A 23,195-nucleotide genomic window follows, 5' to 3' on the forward strand; every position below is an offset into this window, starting at 1 on the left:
AGCCCTAATCCAGCAGCGTCGGCGAGAAATCTTCTTGCCAAGGCAGCCCGTGTTTGTTAAGTGCATCCATGAATGGATCCGGATCGAATTCTTCGATGTTGTGTACGCCCGGTTTGTTCCAGATGCCTTTGATTATCATCATAGCCCCGATCATTGCAGGAACGCCGGTAGTATAGGAAATGGCCTGGGAGCCAACCTCTCTGTAGCACTCTTCGTGATCGCAGACATTGTAGACATAATAAGTTTTAGGCTGGCCGTCTTTCACGCCCTGAATGATGTTTCCGATGTTCGTTTTACCTTTGGTTCTTGGTCCCAGGGAAGCCGGGTCAGGCAGAATCGCCTTCAGGAACTGCAAAGGAATGATCTCTTTACCTTCATAATTGATCGGCTCAATCGAGGTCATGCCGACATTCTCAAGCACCTTCAGGTGAGTCAGGTAGTTCTGCGAGAAGGTCATCCAGAAGCGGATTTTTTTCACGCCAGGGATATTAACAGCCAGGGATTCCAGCTCTTCATGGTACAAAAGATAGATATCTTTCGGACCGATCTCCGGGAGATCGTATACTTTTTTCTCGGACAGCGGTGCCGTTTCAATCCACTCGCCATTCTCGAAGTAACGTCCGTTCGCTGTAATTTCGCGGATATTGATTTCAGGATTGAAGTTAGTTGCAAACGGATACCCATGGTCGCCCGCGTTCGCATCCACAATATCAATCGTATGAATTTCGTCAAAATAGTGCTTCTGCGCATAAGCCGTGAATACACCGGTTACGCCTGGGTCAAAACCGCTGCCGAGCAGCGCCGTAATTCCGGCCTTCTCGAATCTTTCCTTGTATGCCCACTGCCAGGAATATTCGAATTTCGCTGTATCCTGCGGTTCGTAGTTAGCTGTATCTACATAATGCACTCCGGTAGCCAGGCAGGCATCCATGATCGTCAGATCCTGGTATGGGAGAGCGACATTAATCACGACATCCGGCTGGAAGCTCTTGATCAGTTCAATGACTTCTTCCGTGTTGTCAGCATCGAGCTTGGCCGTAGAAATCTTCGTCAGGCCCCCGTCCAGTTTCTCCTTCAGAGCATCGCATTTTGACACCGTACGGCTGGCAATGCAGATCTCTTCGAATACATCCGGGTTCTGGCAGCATTTATGAACAACAACGCTCGCTACACCGCCAGCGCCAATAATTAACGCTTTTCCCAAATTAATAACCCCCTAATTTTGCTTAAGTTATTAGTTATTAGCCTTGCTGCTCTGGATCCGTTTCGTTGTCAGTCGTTTCGTTTCATCAAGCTGAACAGGCTACATCCTATGAAAAATCAACAAGGCTGATTATACAGAAACCTTCTCAATAAATCAATAAAAAACGACAAAAAATGATATGTTCCGTGTAAAATCTGTCGATTTCTCCATTAATACTCTGTAATTCACAGTAATACACTGGAAAGCTTCGTTTTCCTGCGCTTATTAGCTTCATTCAATCACGGACTCATCAGGAGCACCGGACGATTAACCATGCACAAGGCCAACCGGATAATTGTATCACAGCAGAAGAAATCTTCATACGATTTATTTTAAAATTAAGTGGAAACGGCTGAGTTTGCCCTCTTTGTTTCGATGAAATCTGCTCACCTCCAAGTGGTTGTATAAAGCTGCAAATACCGCACATTATAGTAACTTACCCCTTTTTCGCGCAGCACTAACTGCTTGACCGGCAAAGCTGCGTCAGGAATTGCCGGCAGCAGCACCACCAGGTTATTATGTGTAACGCTGATAATCCAATACTCTGTATGCAGAAATAAACCCCGCAGATGGGGCTCTGAGGGGTGCAGTCAAGCATTTATACAGTATTGCGCGTTTCGTTGTTAAGTCTCCGCTCATTGTAGCTATTGTACCGCTTGCAGAACTTTGCCGTAATCTTCACCTCAGCACGAATCTTTGTTATCCCCAGCTCAATGCAAAATCATTGGCAATGTGAATAGGTAATGTGACATACAGTAGTCTAGTTACTCATGTTAGGATATAAAAAAAGGAGGTAACACAATGTCAAAACAACTACCGCAACCTGTTGAAATATATATGGATTCGTTAAACACCAATGATACTACGGTCATAGATGTCTGCATGGCAAAAGATGCACACATCCACGATAGCGGTGAAAACAATCATTTCAATGGAATTGAAGCTATTAAAGAATGGCGTGGAAAATCTATCGGATATGAATTGAAATCCAACGTTATTGAAGTGGAGTATAAACACGGGATAATCATTGTAAGTTCATTAACCAGCGGTATCTTCCCGGGTAGTCCTCAGCTGTTTTATTATTTCTTTACTGTTGCCAATGATCTAATCACTAATATTGAAATTGTCCCGGGAGCGGAGAACTATAAACAGTAAGGCACTTGGCAGGGACTCCAACCGGTAAGGATTATCCGCTCTTCCCGTGCTCTAGAGTCCGCATAGCAGAAGGCGGCTGTCCGTTCTGTTGCTTGAAGCTTTTACTGAAGTGAAATTCGTCGCTGTAACCGCAGGCTGCTGCAATCTCCTTCAAGGTCAGTCTGGTGTACAGCAGCAGCTTCGCCGCATGCTCATAGCGGATTTCACTTAAGTAGCTTTTGGGGCTCCTATGCAGATATTGCTGAAAAAGACTGCGTAAATACGAGGAGGAAATCCCGTAACGCACCGCCAGCTCGTAAATAAGCAAAGGTTCACTGTAACGGCGTTCAATATCATCCTTGATCCGCAAAAACAGCTCATAGCCCTGCCCCCGGCCCAGCTGGAAATTCGCCTGAACCTGCAGCAATTCGTACATGAGCTCATAGAGCAGGGACTGGGTCATCAGCTGGCTCCCGGTGCTTCCGGGGACCCAATCCGCAGCAATTTTATGAAACAAATGACCAAGCTGCTTGCCCTGTTCCCGCTCCGGCTTCAGCATGAACTGCAGCGGCAGCACATCCAGCGGCTCTATCCTGCCCTGATTATCCGCCGAAGGCGACAAGGTATAGAGCGAGAGCAGAATCATTGTAATCCGCAGAGGCTCCTCCCTTCCGCAGCTCATGTCCAAAGCCAGCCCAGGCGGCAGATAGAACAGCATTCCCGGCGATACCGGATAGTCTTCGTCCGTACGGAAGATCCCCTGACCTTCCTGAATCCAGTAGAAGCTGTGCACATTGATATTCTGGCGGATATCCCTCCAGTCCGGGAACGTGATCTTATCGTGAATCCAGTGAATATCTATGGCCAGATTCTGCACAATTTTCTCCATCCTCTGACTCCCCCGTTTCTGCAGCATCTCTGAGATCAGCATAAAATGTTGAAGCGTTTTTGACAAGCTAGTCGTGCTCTTTATGCCATGTCCCTTCCCTTCCTCTACTGCTACACTTAAGGAAATAATGACTTATGCTATAGAGGAGAGACTCAGATGCCCGAACAACGTTCCGCCTCACGGAAGGCGCTCGATTACATGCCCTGGATCGGCCCCTCCGCACAGGAGCAGCAAGAGCAAATCCTATACCAGCAGCAGCTATCCGCTGAATACTCCTGTACCTTCGGAGAAGCCTGTTATGTCTCGCCGCAGGCGGTGGTATTGCCGGATCAGCTTCAGATGGGCGACCGGAGCTATATTGCCGGCGGAGCGATTGTCCGCAGTGCCCGGCTCTTCATGGGCAGCGACTGCTCACTCAACAGCTACAGCGTGCTGTCAGGCGATATTACCATGGGAAATGGCGTAAGAGTTGCTTCACACGCGAGTATGTACGGGTTCAATCACGGATTCGCCTCCACCGATATTCCTGTCTTCCGCCAGCCTTGCACTGTCCAAGGGATTGTCATCGGGGACGACGTATGGATTGGAGCCAATGCCGTTATTCTGGACGGTGTGCAGATCGGTTCGCACAGCATTGTCGCCGCCGGTGCCGTAGTTACCAGAGATGTGCCGGCCTACAGTATTGTGGGCGGCAATCCGGCCAGGCTCATCCGCAGCCGGCTGGCCGGGGATACAGCAGCAATTGCCGCGGCATGTGAACAAAGGGAGGATATAGGGATGACAATGGATGCACAACCTGGAGGTACAGCAGTGAAAGGAGGTACGGGTACAAATGCGGCTGATACAGCTGTTACAGCGGATAAGGACACTACCGTAAACACGAAACCAGTTACTGAAAGTGTACCGGCATACAGCCTGCTCTCACAGCAGCTGGCTGACTTCGGCAAGCTGGCAGGAGACCAGCTGATCCCGCTGCTGGAGTACTACTCAGAGTCAACGGAGGAAGAGAAATTCTTCCGCGACCGGCCCGGATATAAGCGGACGGTTAGAGCTTACTGCGATGCGGTGGAGATTGCCGCGATGTTCAGCAGCCTGCCGCCCGGCTGGACGCGGGCAGAGCTTACCGCTGTATTGCAGGGATTCCAGGATGCCGGGACAGGACTGCTGCCCGATCCGTGGTCTCCGCCTGGACCGGAGGATCACCCTGAGCTGTTAACCGACCATCTCTCCCGGTACCATCTTCTCGCTGTAGGGTACGCGCTGGAGGTGCTCGGTTCTGCCCTGCCCCATCCGGTTACCGTTGCTGAGAATATGGAGACCGCTGCGTTGTATCTATATCTGAATGATCTGCCGTGGGAGCACAATGCCTGGGGCGGCGGCGACTGGATTGACTGCTATGCCACGGGTCTGTACCACAACCTGAAGACGTTCGGCTCCCGCAAACGGCCGGATGATCTGTTCGGCTGGCTGGCGACCCATTGCCGCCAGGACTCCGGCCTATGGGGCCTCCCTACCGCAGAGGAGGGCTGGCTGCAGCCGGTGAACGGTTTCTACCGGCTCACCCGCGCGACCTATGCGGCGTTCGGTCTTCCTCTGCCATATCCGGAGCGCAGCATCGATACCGTGCTGGCCCACAGCAGGGACCGCCGGTTCTTCCGTGCAGAGGTGCTTAACGCCTGCAATGTGCTGGATGTGGTCCATCCGCTCTGGCTCTGCCTGAAGCAGACCGATTACCGCCGTGCAGAGATCCGCAGCTGGGCGGAGAATATGCTCAGCGAAGTGCTGAAATTCTGGGTTCCGCAGCGCGGCTTCGCCTTCCAGTTATCACAGCAGCAGGACACGGGTCTGCAGGGAACCGAAATGTGGCTGAGCATCCTCTATCTGCTGGCTGACCTGTGCGGCGTAAGCTCATCGCTTGGATATACTCCCAAGGGTGTGCACCGCCTGGCCCCTGCCTTCTCACTGCCCCCGAGATAGCGGCTTCCCTCTCCGCTTCCGCGGTGAATGAATACTTCACCAGCTTCAGCCTTACGGACTTCTGATTCCGGTAATGGTATCCGCATATAACGGATATTAAGACCGAATATCAGCAGCAACAGCTGCACTATGCCAAACCCAAAACCCCCGGTTCTCCCTGATAGAGCGGAGAACCGGGGGTTTAGATTGCTTTTACCAGGATGTACTGTCTACTGCCCGAAACCGACACGCGGCCGTTCCCGTTCTTTGGTCTGCACGTCTACGGCTCGGATGGAGGTGATTGGAATGTAGAGGGTCTGGAACTCCGTGCTGTACTTCACGAACCTCTCATCCAGCTCCTCCAGAACCCCTCCTCTGACACTGGTTCCATCCAAAAAATGAATCGTTACTTCCTGCCCTTTCAACGCTGATAACATCTTAATCCGCTCCTTCGTCTACAGATGGGTAATAATCGTGTCGATGATCCCGTATTCCAGTGCTTCCTCAGCTGACATGAAATAATCACGGTCCATGTCCTTCTCCACCTTCTCCGCCGGCTGGCCGGTACGTTCCGCCGTAATCTGGACTATCTTGTGCCGGATTTGCAGAATACGTCTTGCGCTGATGGCGATATCACTGGCTTGGCCCTGTGCACCGCCATGCGGCTGATGGATCATGATCTCGCTGTTGGGCAGTGCGGATCTTTTGCCTGTAGCTCCTGCCAGCAGCAGCAGCGAAGCGAAGGAAGCCGCAAAACCGGTGCAAATCGTATTCACCTGCGGTTTGATTACCTGCATCGTATCATAAATACCAAAGCCGGCGGTAGTCGAGCCCCCGGGGCTGTTGATGAACATCTGGATATCCTTGTCCGGCTCATCCGCCGCCAGGAACAGCAGCTGGGCAATAATGCTGTTGGCCAGCCCGTCATCGATTGCCGCACCCACGAACACAATCCGGTCCTTCAGCAGCCGGGAATAAATATCGTAGGACCGTTCGCCTCTGGAAGTCTGTTCAATGACATAAGGTATAATACTCATTAGCTTGTGCCTCCTCTGATCTGTCTTAGGGTATATATCCTGTAGACGGACCAGGGAAGCTTAAAGATACGGGCATGCGGAATTCGGCGGGTATACAAGGATAGCGTATCTTTTACAAAGTGCCGTTCGTTTATATAATAGAAGCAATAACTATATAAAATGAATTCAAGAACATAACAAAAAGCACAAAGGAGAGGGCCAAGATGACAATTCTTGAACATCACCGTATGCCGGACAGGGCGGATATGGAAAAGCAGAGTCTGCAGGAGCTGGGGACTGCGCTGCACCGGTATTGCCTGTCGCTGACCCGTTCCGCCTTCGACGCTGAAGATCTAGCCCAGGAGACCTGGACCAAGGCACTCGGATACAGCAAGTTCACTTTGAGCCCCAATCCTGAAGCCCTGTTGCTGCGGATTGCCAAGAATACGTGGATTGATGCCTCACGGCGCAAAGGCTCCCTGATCCGTGCGCTTGAACGTTCAGAACCCCCGGCAGATTCAGCCCTTACACCGGCTGCGCAAGGAGATCGCACCGAAATCGAACTGGCCTTTCAGGCCTTGATCAAGCATCTCTCCCCATTGCAGCGGACCGCCTTCGTACTCCGTGATGTTCTGGGATATTCAGCCGCCGAGACAGCCGGAGCCTTAAGCACTACCGAAGGGGCAGTCAAGGCGGCTCTGCACCGGGCACGCCTGGCCTTATCCAGGGTCCGGGAAGAACTGGCTGAGAATGAGGGGCCCGCTCTTCCGCCGGATGCTGATTACCGGGCTTATCTCCGAGCGCTGGCCCATGCCTATGAGCAGGGTCAAATTCCGGTGATGCTGGAGCTGCTCCGCCAGGCGACTGCCGCAGAAGTAACTGTTGCTGTAAGCACCACCACAGTGCATGCCCTGTATTCCGGAAGCGGAAGCTTCTCCTATCTGAATGGAAGCAGCACCTATGCCGGGCTGCGGATGGCAGCTTAACTTTATTCATTAGAATCTTAGCCCGCACACAAAACTTTAGGAGTGTAGCCAAATGAAGAAGGTACTTGTACTCGGAGGAACGCGGTTTTTTGGTAAAAGACTGGTGGAACTGCTGCTCCAGAACGGGGACAGCCAGGTAACCATTCTGACCCGCGGTGTAACAGAGGATGATTTCGGTGACCGCGTAACCCGGCTGGCCGTGGACCGGACTGATGAAACTGCGCTGGAGCATGCTGTAGGGGATATAGACTGGGATATCGTCTACGATAATATTTGTTTCTCACCGGATGAGGCTGCGGCTGCGGTGCGGATATTTGCCGGCCGGACGAAGCGGTATATTCTGACTTCAAGCCTGTCTGTCTATAATCCGCAGCCGGATATCTTGACTGAAGCGGATTTCGATCCTGTACATTATCCGCTGAAGCTAGGCGGGAAGGCCGATTTCAGTTACCAGGAAGGCAAAAGACTGGCCGAGACCGTTCTGCTGCAGACGGCGGACTTCCCGGTGGCCGCGGTGCGGTTTCCGATTGTGCTGGGCACGGATGACTATACGCGCAGACTGCATTTTCATATAGAGCATGTACAAGCAGGGCAGCCGATCGGCATCCCGAACCCGCAAGCGGAGATCTCATTCATCCGTTCCGATGAAGCCGCTGATTTCCTGCACTGGCTGGGCAGTTCCACGTTGACGGGTCCGGTGAATGCCTGCTCGGACGGTACACTGACCATCGGCGGGGTTATCTCCATTGTTGAAGCGGCAACAGGTAAACCTGCCGTGGTCCGGCAGGAAACCGTAGACTCGGACAGCTCTCCCTTTGGCATTGAAGAATCATGGGTCATGGATACGGCAAAAGCCCGCTCCGCGGGCTTCAGCTTCCTGTCTTTATCCGAGTGGTTCCCTGAGCTGGTCACTTCGCTGAATCATTCACTTCGCCAGCACCAGTAAATCAGCCTCCGATTCAATCCGCCCGTTTGCGGCTGAGGATTCCCCCGTCTCCCGTATTCCTCCAGACTGAGGCCGGTGAACTCCGGCTCCGGTCTTTTTCTCAGTCTCCGCAAACGTTCTGGCTTCTGACTGTTGTTCCGGCTTCTCTGCTGTCTGCTTCTTAGTCTTCTCTGGCGCCTCGTCCACTTTCTTCTCTTCCGCCTTCTCGGCTTTCTTCGCTTCTATTTTCGCTTCTATCTTCGCTTCTATCTTCGTTTCAGCCTTTGCTACTGTATTGTCAGCCACTGCCGCCTCAGGCCCGTCCGCTATCCCATTTAGCGTTCCTTCTTCCGGTCCTGCTACGGCAGTGTCCGCAATTTTGAACACATTGATCTCCCGGAACAGCCGCTGCGAGATTTCATGAATCTCCTCCGCCTGCCGTGCAATATCGCTGATCGCCTGATCCTGTTGAGTGCTGGAGGCATTCACTTCCTGTACCCCCGCCGCTGTCTGCTCCGCCACGGATGCTACCGAATGCACAGATTCGGCAAGGCGTGAGTTGATCGTACGGGTCTGTTCTACCTTCTGGTGAATCTGCCCGATCTGTGTGCTGATGCCCGCAATGGATTCATCGATCGCCTCGAAGGATGCCAGTGTCTCCGCCACCTGATGATCTTGCTGCTCCAGACTTTCCCTGGTCTCCATCATATGTCCCTGGAAATCGGCCATGCCGGCCTGAAGCTCCTGGATAATCCGGCTGATATGCACGGAAGAATCATTCGTCTGCACGGATAAATGTCTGACTTCATCGGCAATAACGGCGAAGCCTTTTCCCGATGCCCCGGCCCGCGCTGCCTCAATCGCAGCATTGAGCGAGAGAATATTCGTCTGCTTCGAAATCTCCGTGATTGAATTGGTGATGCGTGAAATATCCTTGGACTGGTTCACCAATTGCTCCAGCGCCACATAAACCTTGTTGATCGACTCCCGGGAACGCTGTGAAATCTGGCGCAGGGCAGTAACGGTATCTGAACCCTGCTGCGTATTCCGGTTAGCCGCTTCACTTGTCGTCAGCATGACATCCGTATACTCGGTAATATCCTGAACCCCGCGGGCCAACTCCTCCAGCAGCAGCGTACTCTGCTCAGACTGAACAGCCTGCTGGTCGGCACCCAGCGAAATCTCCTGGATCGTCCGGACAATATCCCGGTTCGTATGCGCGGTAATCGCCGATGACTGCTGAAAAGAATGCGAATAGTCAGCCAGCGAACCCGCAGCAGACAAGGTCTGCCGCAGCATGCCCTGAACTCTGCCCACCATATGATCGAAATGATGGCTGAGCCGGCCCAGCTCATCATTATACGGGGAGTTGATCTGCTGCCGCAGATCCCCGTCAGCAATTTGCCTGAGCGCAACCTGCAGCTTGCCGACCGGCGACAGGAACGAGCGGATCAGCAGCCAGGCCAGCACCAGCATGAACAGGAATACTCCACCTGCAGCATAGGCCACGATTGAGACCGTATCATCCAGCAGGTTAAAAGAAACCGTCTGCGCCTGCTCTGCATTGTCGGCGGCTGCCTTATACAGCTTGCCGTTCGTCTCAAGCATGGATTGATTCAGCGCAAGTGCCTTCGTATGTATAACATCAATCTGTTCCAGTACAGTCAGCGGATCAAGCGTCTCATCCGACATTACCCCGGCCAGCTCCGTAATGAACTCCCCATATTCCCCAGCCTGGGTGCCCAGAAGCCCAAGCATTGTAAACGCAGGCGTATCCGCCTCAAAATCAAGCTTGGCCAGTTCAGCCGATATCTGCTGCTGTTTCTCCTGTAACGGCTCTGCCAGCTCCAAATCACTGGATTCAGCGAAGAAAGTCTCTGCACGGTTCTGCTCCTGCAGCAGCTGGGTGATGGTTGAGACTGTAATTCTTTTCTCCATTTCGCTCTTCTGCTGTTCCATAGATAGCTCTACCTGGTTAATTTTATGTCCTTGGTACAGAGCCACGCCCAGAAAAATGAGCGTAATTGCCGAGAAACTTAAGATTAGCTTCCATTTCATCGAAAAGTGCAGCAGGTTCCCCTTCAAAAGTATCATCCCTTCATATCTAGCTTGTCTTTACAATAGGTATATTCTGCTAATATCCTCATTGTAGAAGCCGGATATTAACTGTTCTCTTAGGTTGTGTATGCTGAGCGTAAAGAATATGTTGCGAAACTGTTAACAAAACGTCAATATTTAAGGAAATAGGACCAATGGACGGGGGTGTATACCTATGAAACTGGAACGGCTGATCTCTATAATCTATAAGCTTTTGAATCACGAGGTGTTGTCTGCGGCTATGCTGGCTGAAGAGTTCCAGGTATCGCAGCGGACTATCTACCGGGATATCGATGTAATCTGTGCAGCGGGCTTCCCGGTCGTATCGTATCAGGGGATGAAAGGCGGATATGGTATGATGGACGGCTACAAAATGGATAAAAGCCTGCTCGGCACTTATGACGTCAATGCCCTGATTACCGTGCTCCGCAGCCTTTCTACCGTGTTTGAAGACGGGCGTGCTCAGGGGACTATTGAACGGCTACAAACCATTGGACCGGAGCATCTGACGCAGAGCCTGTCCGTAGACCTCGACACCCTGCGGACGGAACCCGATGCGCTGCGTCATATACGGACTGCCATCACCGGGCGCATAGTGATCCGCTTCGATTATATCGACACCATGAATGAACGTACGGCCCGTGACATCGAGCCGCTGCGGCTTCATTTCAAATACCGTAACTGGTACATTTACGGATATTGCCGCACCCGTCAGGCTTACCGCGAGTTTCGCCTGTCCCGGCTGATGAATTTGATGCTGACCGGGGAAGCTTTCGAACCGCACCCGGAGGTGCCGGAAGAGGCAGCTCCCTCAGAACACGCACGGCAGAATCAGCTGGAGGATGTAGTGATCCGGGTAAGGCCAGAGGCGTTGGCCGACGCGCTGGATCAGTTTCAGCAGATGGACAAACAGTTTCACGAAGACGGAAGTATGACGATGCGCATTCCGGTATATCAGCCGCTCAGCGCACGCTGGTTATGGGCCATTCTGCTCAGCTTCGGCAGCGGTGCCGAGGTACTCGAACCCATCCCCCTGCGCGCCATCATCAAAGAGCATCTGCAAAACGCACTCAAACCTTATGAAGAAGTATGACACGCTGTTGTCAAACTTCTTTTTTTATGATGTAAGCAGACTTAACCACACGAGGAGGATATTATGTTTAATGTAATTCAGGAAATCAATTGGTTGGCTGTTGTGCTCGGGACGCTGGCGTTGTCTTTGGTGGGAGGCCTATGGTTCACTGTGGTCTGGGGCAATGCCTATGCCTACGCTCTGGGTAAAGAGAATGCACCAAGTGAAAACGGCGTTGCCGTCCTTAAGGAGGACGGTATCGTTTCAGCGGGAAATGGAAGGAATGTTAATCATACGAAGCAACATACGAAGCAACATACGAATCCTTCTCCTTCCAAAGAAAAACCGGCGCTCCGGTTCATCTTGGGTCCCTTGGTATGCGGACTGGTAACAACAGTGGCGATGGCGGTACTGTTCTATGCGTTCGATATTGAAACCCTTGCCGATGCTCTCCTCTTTGGCGGAATTGTCGGAGCAGGGTTATTGGCGGCCACAACCGTGAATACCGGGATTAACCCCAATATTCCCCGGCCGCTGGTCTACGGACTGGTTAGCGGGAGCTACTTTTTCCTGTCCGGGCTGATTGTCAGTATAATTCTTGTAGCGATGAGGTGAACTACACACCACCTAAGAGGTGGGTGTTTCTTGGTCAATAGAGCTACTGCTCCAAGTTTACCCAAGCTTATAGGCTAGTTCCTAACCCGCTAAGGGCCATTTACATGGCTAGTTGTAGAAGATTCAGTGCCGCATTCCGGTCTCTGTCATGCTCCGTATGACAGGCAGGGCAGGACCACTCCCGTACGGCCAGGTTCTTGACTTCTGCATTTTTGTAGCCACAGCAGGAACACAATTGACTGCTTGCAAAGTGTTTGGGAGCAATGATTAATTCTCTGCCGTACCATTTCGCTTTGTAGGTCAGCATGTCTCTGAACAGGCTCCAAGACACTTCGGATATGGCTTTGGCTAACTTATGATTCTGCATCATGTTCTTTACACGCAAGTCCTCCATCACGATCACTTGGTTTTCGTTTATCATTTGGGTGGACGTTTTGTGCAAAAAGTCTTTCCGTTGATTCGCTATTTTTTCATGCAGTCTGGCGACCTTCAGCCTTGCTTTATACCGGTTACGGCTCCCTTTCTTCTTTCGTGACAAGTCCTTTTGCAGCTTGGCTAATCGTTGTTCAGACTTCCGCAAGTACTTCGGATTCGGTATGATTTCGCCATGTGAAGGAATCGCAAAGTCTTTCAACCCCAGATCCACACCGATCTTCGTCTCGAGTGGGGGCAATGGGATGATATCCGTTTCCACCAATACGGAAGCGTAATATTTTCCCGTGGGTGTTTTGGAAATGGTGCATGATTGAATACGTCCCTCGAATGGACGGTGCAGCTTGATTTTGATTTTCGTTTTTAGTTTGGGAATTTTGATCCTTCCCTCTGTAATGGCAATGGTTCCCTTCTGGTTATTAGCCTTTAACACCTGCCCACCTCATTTCTGACCTTGAGATTCGATGTACTTCCGGATGACTTCAATCGGCGCACCCCCAATCGTCAGTAGACAATAACTTCTGGACCAGAAATATTCCTTCCACAGCTGTTGACGAATTACAGGAAATTCTTTCTTAATTAGACGGGAGGATGCACTCTTATAAGCGTTCAGAAATTTAGAAATATCGCTATTGGGGTGAGCTTTCATTAGAATGTGAACATGATCCTTGTCATGCTTCCATTCCTGCAGGGTGATATTGTAATTAGGCTGAATAGACTCAAATATCTCTTGTAACCGATTCGAAATGTCATCGTCTATTACTTTTCTGCGGTACTTCACGACTAGCACAAGATGATAATGAAGAGAGAATACTGAATGATTATTTGTGTCTAATTCCACGGATATCACAACCTATTTCATAATACTACTGAATAGTTTTATTGTAATATTTTAGGTTGTATTTGTCTATGAGAAAGACCGCTGACACTCATCCCGCCACTTAGAGAAGTGGGGGAATTCTGACAGCTAACTGTTAAAAAGCCGATGTTGTTGTACGTTTTGCAACATTAATTCATAGTTACTGGGGTAACCGTAAGGATTCTTGTACGCGATACAACAATTTCCCCGTTTAGCCACTTGGTGGAGGAAGATTGATGACTTTTGTGCAACAATTTTCTATCAGGGTCGGTTTTGATGGGGGGAATGTTGTATTTCGTTCAGGATTACTTCAACGAACCACGACCGGTTCTCCACCACTGATTCACCTATAAGTAAAGCTGCCTGGTCTTCTTGTGAAGGCCTGGTTGAAATCTATTGTCTATTGCACTTCGTACAACAGATCGCTCTAAAATCCGCCGAAAAATAGATTCTGTAGCACTTTGTACAATAGAATTCTATGGAATAGGTGAATTTGGGCAGGTTGCTGGAAATCAATTGTATTAAATACATTAGAACTGGTTTTAGCGCAGGATAACGCTGAAGCTGTTGTAGAAAGTGCAATCAATGAAGAGCTCTACCATTCTCAAGCGGGTTACGCCTAGCGGAAGGTTGTATATTTTGCTGGGACAGCTCGTTATAATTGTACAAACCGGTCTAGGAGAAACTACAGTCAGTACTTGAGCGGGAGTCTTCCCGCCCTACTAAGTGCCATTCACGTAAAACGTCCGTGCAGACTCCTGTTCGGGCTATATATTTGACAGAAGGGAGTGTACAGTAACTATGAGCACAGAAAATTGGATTGCGGCTACATCAAGGGAAGAGTTGCGGAACTGGCTGCTGGTGAACAGCACGGCTGAACCCTTTTGCTGGGTTGAAGCGACTATGAAGCCAGTCCCGGGTACGCTGCTGTACCTGGACGCCGTTGAAGAAGCTTTGTGCTTCGGCTGGATCGATGGGGTGAAGAAGGTGAACGCTGAAGCAAAGCTGGTGCAGAGGCTGTCTCCCCGCAGCAGACGGAGTTCATGGACTGAGCTTAACAAAGAGCGTGTCCGCCGCCTTGAGAAGCTGGGCTTGATGCGTGAGGAAGGACGGCGGGTCCTTCCTGATATGGATATCCGCTCTTTTAGAATAGACAAGGTTATCGAAGAGAAGCTGAAAGAGGAGACGCAGGTATATGAGAACTTCATGGCCTTTCCGGCGCTCTACCAGCGGGTCCGGATCGATACCATACAAAGCTATATCCATCAGCCCGAAGTGTTTCAGCGCAGACTGGAGAAATTCATCGCAAACACCAGAGCCAATACAATGTACGGCCAATGGCATGATAACGGGCGCCTGCTGGAGTATTAAGTGAAGTCCTGATGTACTAATTGTATTCGGAGAAGTTGTTGGGGGAGTATTTTAGGAGGAGTTGATGGGGATTGGCGGGGACTCGGCGGGGCTGGGCGGGAGCTGGGAGGGACTCGGCGGGAGTTGGGCGGGACTTGGCAGGACTCGGCGGGGCTTGGGGGGCTGGGCGGGGGATGAATAGCTTCACGAGCGTATACGATCGTGAATAGGACTGAGAATCCGCTATTTAAACAAAACAGATGCTTTTGCGGGTCAAGCGGACTCAGAATCGCTTATATGGCTGCCCGCTCCACATTTTAGGCTCGAATGATCAAAATAACTGATTCTCAGTCCGTTTGGGCGCTGAAAACAGTGTTTTGGGCAAAATAGCGTCTTCTCAGTCCGCATTCCCCTACTGATCGACATCTGCTGGGCTGACGGTCCTGCCACACTGACGGCCATTCGCTCCAGAACACTACCAGGAATCTGTCTTTCAGGTACGCTAGCGTCTTCTCAGTCCGCATTCTCCTGCTGATCGCCATATGCTGAGCTGACGGTCCTGCCACACTGACGGCCATTCGCTCCAGAACACCACCAGGAATCTGTCTTTCAGTTACGCCTCAGCTTTTTTACAACGCCCGGCTTGGTACAATCACAGAACTAATGAAGTGAGTTCATTTCATGCAGCAATTTATGTATTCGGATTCAGCTTCAACTGGAAACTTACAGCATAGTTGTACACTGTACAACTAAAAACCGCGAAAAGGCAGGCTTGCCTCTTATAACTGTATTCTGTACAACTATATCTGCCATAAGCGGAGAAAACCATCTATATGTGGCAATTTAATTGCACGGAATACAACTAAACGAATAATTGGTTATAAATCAGACGATTTAGTTGTACAAAGTGCACTTAAGCATACCGCGCACCGCATTCCGCATACCATAATAGCATCACTGCAACCCTCAGAAGATTCCTCTATAAACAAACAAAAACAAGCCCCCGCATCCGGAAGCCTGTCCTCATGCAGCACTATGCTATTGCGCGTTCTCATCCATATACATGACTTCCCACAGATGTCCGTCGATATCCTGAAAGCTCCAATTGTACATAAAGCCGTGGTCGACAGGATCATTGAACGGTTTGCCGCCGGCCCCAAGTGCCTTATGCACAAGCTCGTCCACCTCTGCCCTGCTTGCTGCGGAGAAGGCGAGAATGACCTCCGTGTGTCCGGCAGTATCCACAACCGATTTCGAAGTGAAGGTGTTAAAGAATTCCTTGGTCAGCAGCATGGCAAACGTGTTGTCATTAATAATCATGCATGTTGCGTTCTCATCCGTGTACTGCGGGTTGAACTCAAATCCGAGTGCGGTAAAAAAGTTGATCGAATCCTGCAGATGACTCACCGGCAAATTAACAAATAGCTGGCCTGCCTTATATCCCACTTTCTAATCACCTCTGCATCTAAGGAGTGTGTTCCGCACTATTATAGCATGAACCTGTCTCAGGCAAAAAGTTGCGGGGGCATAGTTGAGAATGTGGATGAGGGTGCAAGTGCGGATGCAGATGTAGGTGACAGATGCAATCGCGGGTACAGGTACTCGTGCCGGGGAGCGGGCGCAGCACCCCGCAGCAACTCCCGGCGAATAGCTACCGCCGGACATCATCCCCGGCGGTACACCCATTCGCCGGCTTTGCAGAGCGCCGCCAGCGCCAGCCCCCCGCTGCCCCGCTGGAGCAGCGCAATATCCGCCGGCGCGCCGGCGGCCAGGCCCGCTGCCTCCGGCAGGGCCATGAAGCCTGCCGGGTGCACGGACGCCATGTCCCAGGCGTCCGGCAGGTCGGCCAGGCCCGCGGCGCTAAGGCGCGCGATGTGGCGCAGCAGCAGCTGCGCCGAACCGGCCAGCAGCCCGGGCTGGCCGGCGAGATGCAGCCGGCCCTCCGGGGTCAGCACGACGCGGCCGCCGACCGGCGTGTCGTAGCTGCCGGGCGGCAGGCCGGCGAGGGCAACGGCATCGCTGATCAGCAGCGCCCGGCTGCCCTTGACCTTCATCGCCACCTTCAGCACCTCATCCGGGAGGTGGAAGCCATCGGCGATTAAAGTGCACCACAGCTCTTCTTCCGCGAGCTGGGCCCACAGATAATTCGGATGGCGCGGCAGCACGGCATGCGCCCCATTGCCGAGATGCGTGGACAGCCGCGCTCCGGCAGCGGCCGCCTCCGAGATCTGTGACGTGCTTGCCGAGGTGTGCCCTATAGAGACCGTCACGCCCTGCCGCACGCAGTGGCGGATGAATTCCGCACTCCCCTCCCACTCCGGGGACATCGTCACGATGGAGATCCGCCCGCCTGCCGCTTCCTGCCACTGGTCGAACAGGGCTGTACTCGGTGGGCGGATATGCTCCAGACTATGCGCTCCTCGAGGTCCGTCTTCGGGCGAGAGGAACGGCCCCTCCAGATGGATGCCGCCAATCGTGGCAGCGGCGGCGGCATCCTCTTCGCAGGCCCGGGCAATTGCCCGCATTGCGCCGTGAATCGTATATGGAGCACCGGTGATCACGGTCGGATAGCAGGTGGTTATGCCTTCGGTCCACAAGGCGCGGATTGCTTCCTTGACAGCCTCCGCGGTCAGCACGGGATGATTAAAGTCATGGCCGCCGAAGCCGTTGATCTGCAGGTCTACCAGGCCGGGCGCGGCTACCGGCAGCTCCAGCAGCTCGTCCGGCGGCAGCGCAAGAGGTCCGTCCAGCGGTTCAATTCCCGCAATGATGCTGCCCTCCAGACGAATCCGGACCGGCTCGCCTGTACGGTAATGCAGCGCATCCACAATCATCGCACAACCGCTCCGAAGGAATCCGTGTCCACAAACAGCCGGCAATCCCCGTGGCTGCGCAGGATTGTGGACGGACAGGCCGTGGAGACAGATTCATGCAGTGTACGGGTAACTGCACCACGCTTCGTCGGGCCCGGAACCATACAGAACAGCCACTTGGCGGACAGCAATACAGGGATCGTCAGGGTCAGTGCCTGCTGCGGAACCTCCTCCAGACTGGCGAAGCATCCGTCATTCACCTGCTGGGTGCGGCAGGCGGCATCGAGAGTGACCGCTTTGACCAGCCGGGGATCATGGAAATCCGCCACCGGCGGGTCATTGAAGGCCAGATGGCCGTTCTCCCCAATGCCGAGGCAGACAATATCTATAGGAGCTTCCGCCAGCAGCCTGCCATATCGCTCACATTCAGCTTCGAGGTCAGCGGCAGGATTAATATAATGAACCCTGCCCGGCTTCACCTTGTCGAACAGCGCTTCCCGGAGGAAGCTGCCGAAGCTCTGCGGCGAGCCTTCCGGGAGACCGAGATATTCGTCCATATGGAACGCCGTAATCCGGCTCCAGTCCAGATCCGGCGCTTCAGCAAGCTCGGCAAGGAATTCATTCTGGGAAGGTGCGGCGGCGAAGATCATTCTGACCGTAGTCTTGGAAGCCAGCAAGGCGCGGATTGCAGCCGCAGCTTCACGTCCGGCCGCCTCTCCGAGCATCCGCCGGTTCTCAAATACACGCACCAGCATGGAACCTGCCATTTCGGTATGGATTGGTGTCACTTTCAGCATGAGTAGTGCCTCCCTGTCCCTTGTGGTTGTCCGTTCCTTGTCCCTTCTTCGCCCCGGAATTCACCCGGGGTAAGGCCTGTATGCAGCTTGAACAGCTTGGTGAAATAGCTTTTGTTCTCGTAGCCCAGCTGCTCAGCGACCTGCTCCACACTCTGCGGAGACTGGTCCAGCAGCTCTTTGGCATGCTCCATCTTGGTGTGGGTAACATAGTGGATGAAGCTCATCCCGGTTTCTTTCTTGAACAGGCGGCTGAAATAGCTCGAATTCAAATGAGTGTATTCGGCGACCTCCTCCAGCGTAATTTTACGGTTCAGATGGCGGTCCACATACTGCTTCACCTTCTTGATCTCATCCCGCCGGGTCTCCTGGTACATCTCACGGATCACCGGCAGACGTTCATAGAAGAATTGCAGGGACCACTCTTCCAGACTGTCGATATGCTCAATGGCAGTGATAGTGTCATGCAGCATCTCCAGGGAGAAGGTCGACTGGAACTGTTGACGGGCCATCAGCCGCATCTGGTTATCGTAGAGCAGTTTGAGCATCCATTCCTTGACCTGGCGTGGAGCAAAGCGCTTCAACCGGATATAGTCCATCCATTTGGACAGCAATTCCTCTAACCGCCCGGCCGATTCCTCCAGGAAGGCTTCGCGGATCTCCCGGGAGGCTTCGGTGTAATGCAGGAACAGATCCTCACCGGTGAACGGCTGGAGCTCCTTCAGCCCGGTAAGCTCGCCCGGCTTCAGATAAAAGGCATTCTCCCGCCCTTGCGTTAACAGCGTTATAATCCCTTCACGGAAATGCCCGCTGCCGGGCGGAATACACAGATATTGAAAAGAAGCCCCTACCCCCGGCATGCTCTGAACCGCGGAACGCAGCTTGCCGAGCATGGAGATATGGCCGGCACTTGCGCCATTGCCCATCCCTCCGGTGAAGACCAGCACGCAGTCCCGTCCGCTGTAAGGCAGACATACTGCGGCCGTTCCATCCTGAAGCACCGCTTCGGCGGCGGATTCCACCAGTGCCATGAGCGCAAGATCATCCCGGACCGGCTCCCCGGTACTGCCGCTGACCCGGCATAGGACGGCTACATTCGCTGTCAAATCGGGTACAATCCCCAGCTCGGCGGCATCCGGAAGCCATTCGGTGTCCGGCAGCTCCCGGGCGGCAATCCGCCGCAGCACACTCTGCTTCAGCAGCACCTTTTGGTTCTCCGCCATGCTTTTCCACTTCAATGTCTGGGCTCTCTCCGCGTCCCTGCGGCGCAGATCATCGCCAATCTCCTGCAGCAGCCCGGTAATCAGCTCGCGGCTCATCATCTCCTTGAGAATGTAATCGCTCACCATCAGCTTCACCGCCTGCTGTGCATACGTGAAATCATCCATACATGACAGCACCACAACGCGTAAGTCTTCGTTCATCAGCTTCAGCTCGCGGATCAGCTCAATGCCGTCCATATAGGGCATTCCAATATCCGTTATCACAATATCCGGCATACCGGCCTGCGCTTTCTCCAGGGCAACCAGACCATTTTTGCAGGCCGAATGAAGGGTCAGTCCAAGCTCGTTCCAGGGAATCATTGCCGAGAGAAAGTCCAGTACCGGATAATCATCATCCACCAGCATCACGCTATACATCGTTCCCACTCTCCCTTTCCTAACCTTGATCCGGAATTTCTTCAGGAAGCACAAACAGGAAGGTTGTCCCTTGTCCGGGGATACTGTCAATGGTAACCTGGAAGGCTGAACCATAGGTCAGATACAGACGCTCGTATACGTTCGACATTCCGATATGAGCCAGTCTGCTGGACGGCATGGTTTCCAGCTCCGGCGGCTCGGAGCCAACCTCTGCCCGAAGCCGGTTCAGGGTCACCTCATCCATGCCCCGGCCGTTATCTTCAATCGCGATGAGCAGCCGTGTGTCCTGGGTCCAGGTGCGGATCAGAATGCGTCCACTCTCCTGGCGCAGGCCGTGAATGTAAGCATTCTCGATAACCGGCTGCAGCAGGAAGCGCGGGATTTTCAGCCCAAGGCTCTCCGAGGTGCAGTCTGTATCCAGCGTAACTTCATCGGCCTGACGGAAATTCAGCAGCTCCACATAACTCCTGACAATATGCAGCTCATCATGCAGAGTAGTGTACTCATCACGCTGTTGAATAGTCATCCGCAGCAGCCGGGACAGCGAGAACAGCAGCTCCGCATTCTCTTCATCTCCCCGCATCATAATGCGCAGGCGGATGGAATTAAGAATATTGAACAGGAAATGCGGATTGATCTGCGACTGCAGCATCGCAAGCTCAGCCTTGCGCTTCTGAGCCTGCTCGACCTTAATCTGAATGATCATCTTCTCTACCCGGTCCAGCATATGGTCAAAAGACTTGCCAAGCCGCCCGATCTCGTCATACCCGCGGACTCCGGAACGGATGCCAAGCTCGCCCTGCTCCACTCTGGCAGCCACACTGTCCAGCTTGATCACCGGCTTCGTGAATTGACGGACCAGCAGAACCAGGATCAGCAGGAAAAAAGCTCCAGACATAATCTGCACGGCTGTACTCCAGCGGTGGGTTGCACTGATTTGGCTGACCGCCTCACGATAAGGCGACAGACTTACAATCCGGTAGTTCCCGTAGGGAATATCCAGACTGCTGAGCAGATATTGTTCATTCCGGTAATCCATAAACCGCGAATCGGCTGTACCCGTCAGTTCATGCGCGAGTGCAAAAGGCTGACCCAGCCGCGCCTTGTCCCGGGAAGCTATTACCGTTCCGTCAGGCCCGATCAGCAGCGTCTCCTGGCCCTCACGGTTGTCATTAAAGATCTGGCTGATCCGGCTCTCGGCGATACTGATGATGACTGTGGCATAGGTTGAATTGGAGGACAGCTTCAGATTGCGGGCAATCGTTAGCACCTGAGGGCTGGTAACCGCTCTAGTCGGGATATAGTTATCCAGCACACCCGCCCAGTACAGCTCGAAGGCAGGCTGCTGCCGGGCTTTTTCCATCCAGGGCTGAAGCATCAGGGCGCCGACATCCAGCTTGGCGTAAGAATCGTTTGAATAATATTGGCCATCCGAGGTGAGCACGGTGACAAACGTTTTTTCCATCATGGAGGTAACGCTAATCAGCTTCTCGGTAACCTCTGTAAATTCCAGAACATTTTTGGCTGTATCCGGCTGGTGCAGCTTACTGCGCTGCCAATTTTCTTTGAGAATAAGCGTGATCCCGGGATCGAACTGAATGTAATTCGACACCAGCACCAGATTGCTGAGAAGGTTCGAGATATACATGCTCTCCTGCTCCAGCGAACGGCGTTCATTCTGAACCACCTGGGAACGGAGGATGTGCTCGGTATAGGAATTGGAAATATACAGGGTAATGGAGGCGGGAAGCAGCAGACAGAGCAAGGAAGCGACGAGCAGCTTGTTGCGAAAACCGAGTTTCCATCCTTTTGGCAGCAATGGCAATCCCCCTTCACAATCAGACTATCGTTTTCTTTGCCTCTATCATATCAGCTTTCCGCCTCCAGTAATTCATTTCCCAGTAATATCTCGACAAAATATGACGATTCGCCCTTATTTACTTATTGGCATCCACAATCTTTTGCAGTTCAGCTTGCGCTTTGCTGATTGTAGTCTCCAAGTCCTGCTGTTTCAGGATGTACAGCTCGGTTTCTTTAGTAAAAGCAGTTTCCAGCTCGCCCTGATACGTCGGTGGCACACTCAGCGGAGCCGGCTTGGCATTCTTGATTACGTAGGCCAGCGAGGTTTCGTCAATCATATCCGGGCTCATGGCAGAGGACTTCACCCCGGCGATGTATTGATCCACATCCTGCTTCTTCCATGCGGAGTATACATTCTGCATCTGCTCGCCCTCAGTGGAATACCAGCGGATGAAATCATAAGCCTCCTGCTGATGCTCCGATTTCTCCAGAATGCCCACATAGTTGCCGTTGGCAATGCTGACTCCGGCAGGCTGACCCGCGCTATTGGACGGCATCGGTGCAAACGCAGTGGTGAACGTAGCCGGGAACTCCTCCGATCCGCCCGCTTCTCCAATCATCCAGTTACCGGTCACAATCATCGCGGCATGTCCGGTGAAGAACTCCGAGCGGTAAGCCAGCTTCTGGGAAATGGTATCCGCATACGGCACGGCAACTCCGGATTCCTCTGCCTTGCTGCGCAGCTCCAGGGATTGGCGTATACCCGCACTGTCAATATTTACGATGCCGTTATTGACCAGGTTGTTGTCCTTCTCCTGGTTGATAATGGCCAGCTCCCAGTACATAGCCCAGGTATGGAAATAAGTGCCGAAGGTCTTGGACGGCCCGCTGCCACTGGTCAGCTTAGCGGAATAGTCAAGATAGTCATCCCAGCTCCATTCCGTAGGCACAGCCAGTCCAGCCGCATCCAGCTTGTCCTTGTTCAGCAGGACGAAATAATTCTCCAGGGTATCTGGAAGTGCATACACCTGTCCGTCTACGGAAGGATCAATCGTATATTCATCCGCCAGCGTGATGCCTTCTTTGCTGATCAGGTCATTCAGCGGTGCAAGCAGTCCGAGTCCCGCACGCTGTGAGTAGTCGGTTGCACCCGGCATGAACACAACGTCCAGGTTCTCGCCGGAAGCAACGAGGAGATCCAGCTTCTTCATCCCGGCCACGGAATCGCCGTTGTCAGCCAGCTCCACGTATTCCAGTGTAATTCCCGGATGGGAATCCTCATAAGCCTGCAGCACAGGCTCCATATCCGCCGCAGGTGACCAGTTGGCAACCTTAATGGTTACAGGCTCTGCGGATGGTGCGGCACTCTCAGCCGCCTCAGGTGCAGCAGTACTGCTATTAGTGGGAGATGCATTATTAGTGTTGTTCGAATTGCCGCAGCCCGCCAGGGCTACAAGGAGTACGGTGATCCATATCAACGCGAAACCATTCTTTTTCATGAATAACACCCCTTCTAATGTGAGTTCTCCCTGCCTATGAAGCTTGTCCGGCAGCTGTTCCTTATCGATGTGTAT

At 52.7% G+C, this 23,195-nt stretch carries 20 protein-coding genes; 7 read left to right on the forward strand and 13 right to left on the reverse strand.

Annotated features, from left to right (window positions below; translation table 11 throughout):
• Window positions 1–4: 4 nt before the first annotated feature.
• Window positions 5–1,204, reverse strand: coding sequence for a saccharopine dehydrogenase family protein (locus tag MKX70_RS28130; RefSeq protein ID WP_042234847.1), 1,200 nt, complete (start codon window positions 1,202–1,204; stop codon window positions 5–7).
• Window positions 1,205–2,044: 840 nt separating this feature from the next.
• Between MKX70_RS28130 and MKX70_RS28135 the strand changes: the two genes are divergently transcribed.
• Complete coding sequence (locus MKX70_RS28135; RefSeq protein ID WP_042234846.1) at window positions 2,045–2,398, forward strand: hypothetical protein; 354 nt, start codon at window positions 2,045–2,047, stop codon at window positions 2,396–2,398.
• A 31-nt stretch (window positions 2,399–2,429) separates the two neighbouring features.
• Here MKX70_RS28135 and MKX70_RS28140 read toward each other — a convergent pair whose 3' ends face one another.
• Window positions 2,430–3,266 carry a helix-turn-helix transcriptional regulator gene (locus MKX70_RS28140; RefSeq protein ID WP_340841322.1) on the reverse strand — a complete coding sequence of 279 codons (837 nt, stop codon included), beginning with the start codon at window positions 3,264–3,266 and terminating at the stop codon, window positions 2,430–2,432.
• A 156-nt stretch (window positions 3,267–3,422) separates the two neighbouring features.
• Here MKX70_RS28140 and MKX70_RS28145 point away from each other — a divergent pair, with 156 nt between their 5' ends.
• On the forward strand, window positions 3,423–5,243 hold the full coding sequence (locus MKX70_RS28145) for an acyltransferase (protein ID WP_340841323.1): 1,821 nt from the start codon (window positions 3,423–3,425) through the stop codon (window positions 5,241–5,243).
• Window positions 5,244–5,452: 209 nt separating this feature from the next.
• Here MKX70_RS28145 and MKX70_RS28150 read toward each other — a convergent pair whose 3' ends face one another.
• Complete coding sequence (locus tag MKX70_RS28150; protein WP_039303983.1) at window positions 5,453–5,659, reverse strand: hypothetical protein; 207 nt, start codon at window positions 5,657–5,659, stop codon at window positions 5,453–5,455.
• Between the two features lie 18 nt (window positions 5,660–5,677).
• Window positions 5,678–6,295, reverse strand: a complete 618-nt coding sequence (clpP, locus tag MKX70_RS28155; RefSeq protein WP_340841706.1) for an ATP-dependent Clp endopeptidase proteolytic subunit ClpP — start codon at window positions 6,293–6,295, stop codon at window positions 5,678–5,680.
• A gap of 167 nt (window positions 6,296–6,462) precedes the next feature.
• On the opposite strand from clpP, the gene MKX70_RS28160 reads away from it, so the two are divergent.
• Window positions 6,463–7,224: an RNA polymerase sigma factor gene (locus MKX70_RS28160; RefSeq protein ID WP_052416224.1), complete on the forward strand. Its 762-nt coding sequence runs from the start codon at window positions 6,463–6,465 to the stop codon at window positions 7,222–7,224.
• Between the two features lie 52 nt (window positions 7,225–7,276).
• Complete coding sequence (locus MKX70_RS28165; RefSeq protein WP_340841324.1) at window positions 7,277–8,170, forward strand: NAD-dependent epimerase/dehydratase family protein; 894 nt, start codon at window positions 7,277–7,279, stop codon at window positions 8,168–8,170.
• On the opposite strand, the gene MKX70_RS28170 is transcribed toward MKX70_RS28165, so the two are convergent.
• Complete coding sequence (locus MKX70_RS28170; RefSeq protein WP_340841325.1) at window positions 8,150–10,234, reverse strand: methyl-accepting chemotaxis protein; 2,085 nt, start codon at window positions 10,232–10,234, stop codon at window positions 8,150–8,152. The genes MKX70_RS28165 and MKX70_RS28170 overlap by 21 nt on opposite strands.
• A 187-nt stretch (window positions 10,235–10,421) precedes the next feature.
• On the opposite strand from MKX70_RS28170, the gene MKX70_RS28175 reads away from it, so the two are divergent.
• Together MKX70_RS28175 and MKX70_RS28180 are read left to right on the forward strand one after the other, a co-directional pair.
• Entirely contained in the window at window positions 10,422–11,339 is a 918-nt protein-coding gene (locus tag MKX70_RS28175; protein WP_340841326.1) for a helix-turn-helix transcriptional regulator, read from the forward strand.
• 63 nt (window positions 11,340–11,402) lie between these two features.
• Window positions 11,403–11,933: a DUF1761 domain-containing protein gene (locus MKX70_RS28180; protein ID WP_042234833.1), complete on the forward strand. Its 531-nt coding sequence runs from the start codon at window positions 11,403–11,405 to the stop codon at window positions 11,931–11,933.
• 100 nt (window positions 11,934–12,033) lie between these two features.
• Here MKX70_RS28180 and MKX70_RS28185 read toward each other — a convergent pair whose 3' ends face one another.
• Both MKX70_RS28185 and tnpA read right to left on the reverse strand, forming a co-directional pair.
• Entirely contained in the window at window positions 12,034–12,798 is a 765-nt protein-coding gene (locus MKX70_RS28185; protein ID WP_340841327.1) for an RNA-guided endonuclease TnpB family protein, read from the reverse strand.
• A 9-nt stretch (window positions 12,799–12,807) separates the two neighbouring features.
• Window positions 12,808–13,206, reverse strand: coding sequence for an IS200/IS605 family transposase (tnpA, locus tag MKX70_RS28190; RefSeq protein WP_152679875.1), 399 nt, complete (start codon window positions 13,204–13,206; stop codon window positions 12,808–12,810).
• A gap of 819 nt (window positions 13,207–14,025) precedes the next feature.
• Between tnpA and MKX70_RS28195 the strand changes: the two genes are divergently transcribed.
• On the forward strand, window positions 14,026–14,595 hold the full coding sequence (locus MKX70_RS28195; RefSeq protein WP_340788510.1) for a YdeI/OmpD-associated family protein: 570 nt from the start codon (window positions 14,026–14,028) through the stop codon (window positions 14,593–14,595).
• A gap of 1,017 nt (window positions 14,596–15,612) precedes the next feature.
• Here the strand turns inward: MKX70_RS28195 and MKX70_RS28200 are convergent.
• The 6 genes from MKX70_RS28200 to MKX70_RS28225 form a co-directional block, all read right to left on the reverse strand.
• Window positions 15,613–16,020, reverse strand: a complete 408-nt coding sequence (locus tag MKX70_RS28200; protein ID WP_042234823.1) for a VOC family protein — start codon at window positions 16,018–16,020, stop codon at window positions 15,613–15,615.
• A gap of 218 nt (window positions 16,021–16,238) precedes the next feature.
• Window positions 16,239–17,408, reverse strand: coding sequence for an N-acetylglucosamine-6-phosphate deacetylase (locus MKX70_RS28205; RefSeq protein ID WP_052416222.1), 1,170 nt, complete (start codon window positions 17,406–17,408; stop codon window positions 16,239–16,241).
• Entirely contained in the window at window positions 17,405–18,184 is a 780-nt protein-coding gene (locus tag MKX70_RS28210) for a glucosamine-6-phosphate deaminase (protein ID WP_042234820.1), read from the reverse strand. The genes MKX70_RS28205 and MKX70_RS28210 overlap by 4 nt, the downstream gene beginning before the upstream one ends.
• Window positions 18,178–19,821, reverse strand: a complete 1,644-nt coding sequence (locus tag MKX70_RS28215) for a response regulator transcription factor (RefSeq protein ID WP_042234818.1) — start codon at window positions 19,819–19,821, stop codon at window positions 18,178–18,180. The genes MKX70_RS28210 and MKX70_RS28215 overlap by 7 nt, the downstream gene beginning before the upstream one ends.
• A 19-nt stretch (window positions 19,822–19,840) precedes the next feature.
• Window positions 19,841–21,640: a sensor histidine kinase gene (locus MKX70_RS28220; protein WP_042234817.1), complete on the reverse strand. Its 1,800-nt coding sequence runs from the start codon at window positions 21,638–21,640 to the stop codon at window positions 19,841–19,843.
• 118 nt (window positions 21,641–21,758) lie between these two features.
• On the reverse strand, window positions 21,759–23,120 hold the full coding sequence (locus tag MKX70_RS28225; protein ID WP_042234815.1) for an ABC transporter substrate-binding protein: 1,362 nt from the start codon (window positions 23,118–23,120) through the stop codon (window positions 21,759–21,761).
• Between the last annotated feature and the right edge of the window lie 75 nt (window positions 23,121–23,195).

The organism is Paenibacillus sp. FSL R7-0312 (assembly GCF_038004445.1).
Taxonomy (GTDB): Bacteria; Bacillota; Bacilli; order Paenibacillales; family Paenibacillaceae; genus Paenibacillus_AQ.

Excerpts from the sequence above, each read along its gene's own strand:
- MKX70_RS28135 (WP_042234846.1), top strand. The coding sequence starts at position 2,045 with ATGTCAAAACAACTACCGCAACCTGTTGAAATATATATGGATTCGTTA.
- MKX70_RS28140 (WP_340841322.1), bottom strand. The coding sequence starts at position 3,266 with ATGGAGAAAATTGTGCAGAATCTGGCCATAGATATTCACTGGATTCAC.
- MKX70_RS28145 (WP_340841323.1), top strand. The coding sequence starts at position 3,423 with ATGCCCGAACAACGTTCCGCCTCACGGAAGGCGCTCGATTACATGCCC.
- MKX70_RS28150 (WP_039303983.1), bottom strand. The coding sequence starts at position 5,659 with ATGTTATCAGCGTTGAAAGGGCAGGAAGTAACGATTCATTTTTTGGAT.
- MKX70_RS28160 (WP_052416224.1), top strand. The coding sequence starts at position 6,463 with ATGACAATTCTTGAACATCACCGTATGCCGGACAGGGCGGATATGGAA.
- MKX70_RS28165 (WP_340841324.1), top strand. The coding sequence starts at position 7,277 with ATGAAGAAGGTACTTGTACTCGGAGGAACGCGGTTTTTTGGTAAAAGA.
- MKX70_RS28175 (WP_340841326.1), top strand. The coding sequence starts at position 10,422 with ATGAAACTGGAACGGCTGATCTCTATAATCTATAAGCTTTTGAATCAC.
- MKX70_RS28180 (WP_042234833.1), top strand. The coding sequence starts at position 11,403 with ATGTTTAATGTAATTCAGGAAATCAATTGGTTGGCTGTTGTGCTCGGG.
- MKX70_RS28195 (WP_340788510.1), top strand. The coding sequence starts at position 14,026 with ATGAGCACAGAAAATTGGATTGCGGCTACATCAAGGGAAGAGTTGCGG.
- MKX70_RS28205 (WP_052416222.1), bottom strand. The coding sequence starts at position 17,408 with ATGATTGTGGATGCGCTGCATTACCGTACAGGCGAGCCGGTCCGGATT.
- MKX70_RS28210 (WP_042234820.1), bottom strand. The coding sequence starts at position 18,184 with ATGCTGAAAGTGACACCAATCCATACCGAAATGGCAGGTTCCATGCTG.
- MKX70_RS28215 (WP_042234818.1), bottom strand. The coding sequence starts at position 19,821 with ATGTATAGCGTGATGCTGGTGGATGATGATTATCCGGTACTGGACTTT.
- MKX70_RS28225 (WP_042234815.1), bottom strand. The coding sequence starts at position 23,120 with ATGAAAAAGAATGGTTTCGCGTTGATATGGATCACCGTACTCCTTGTA.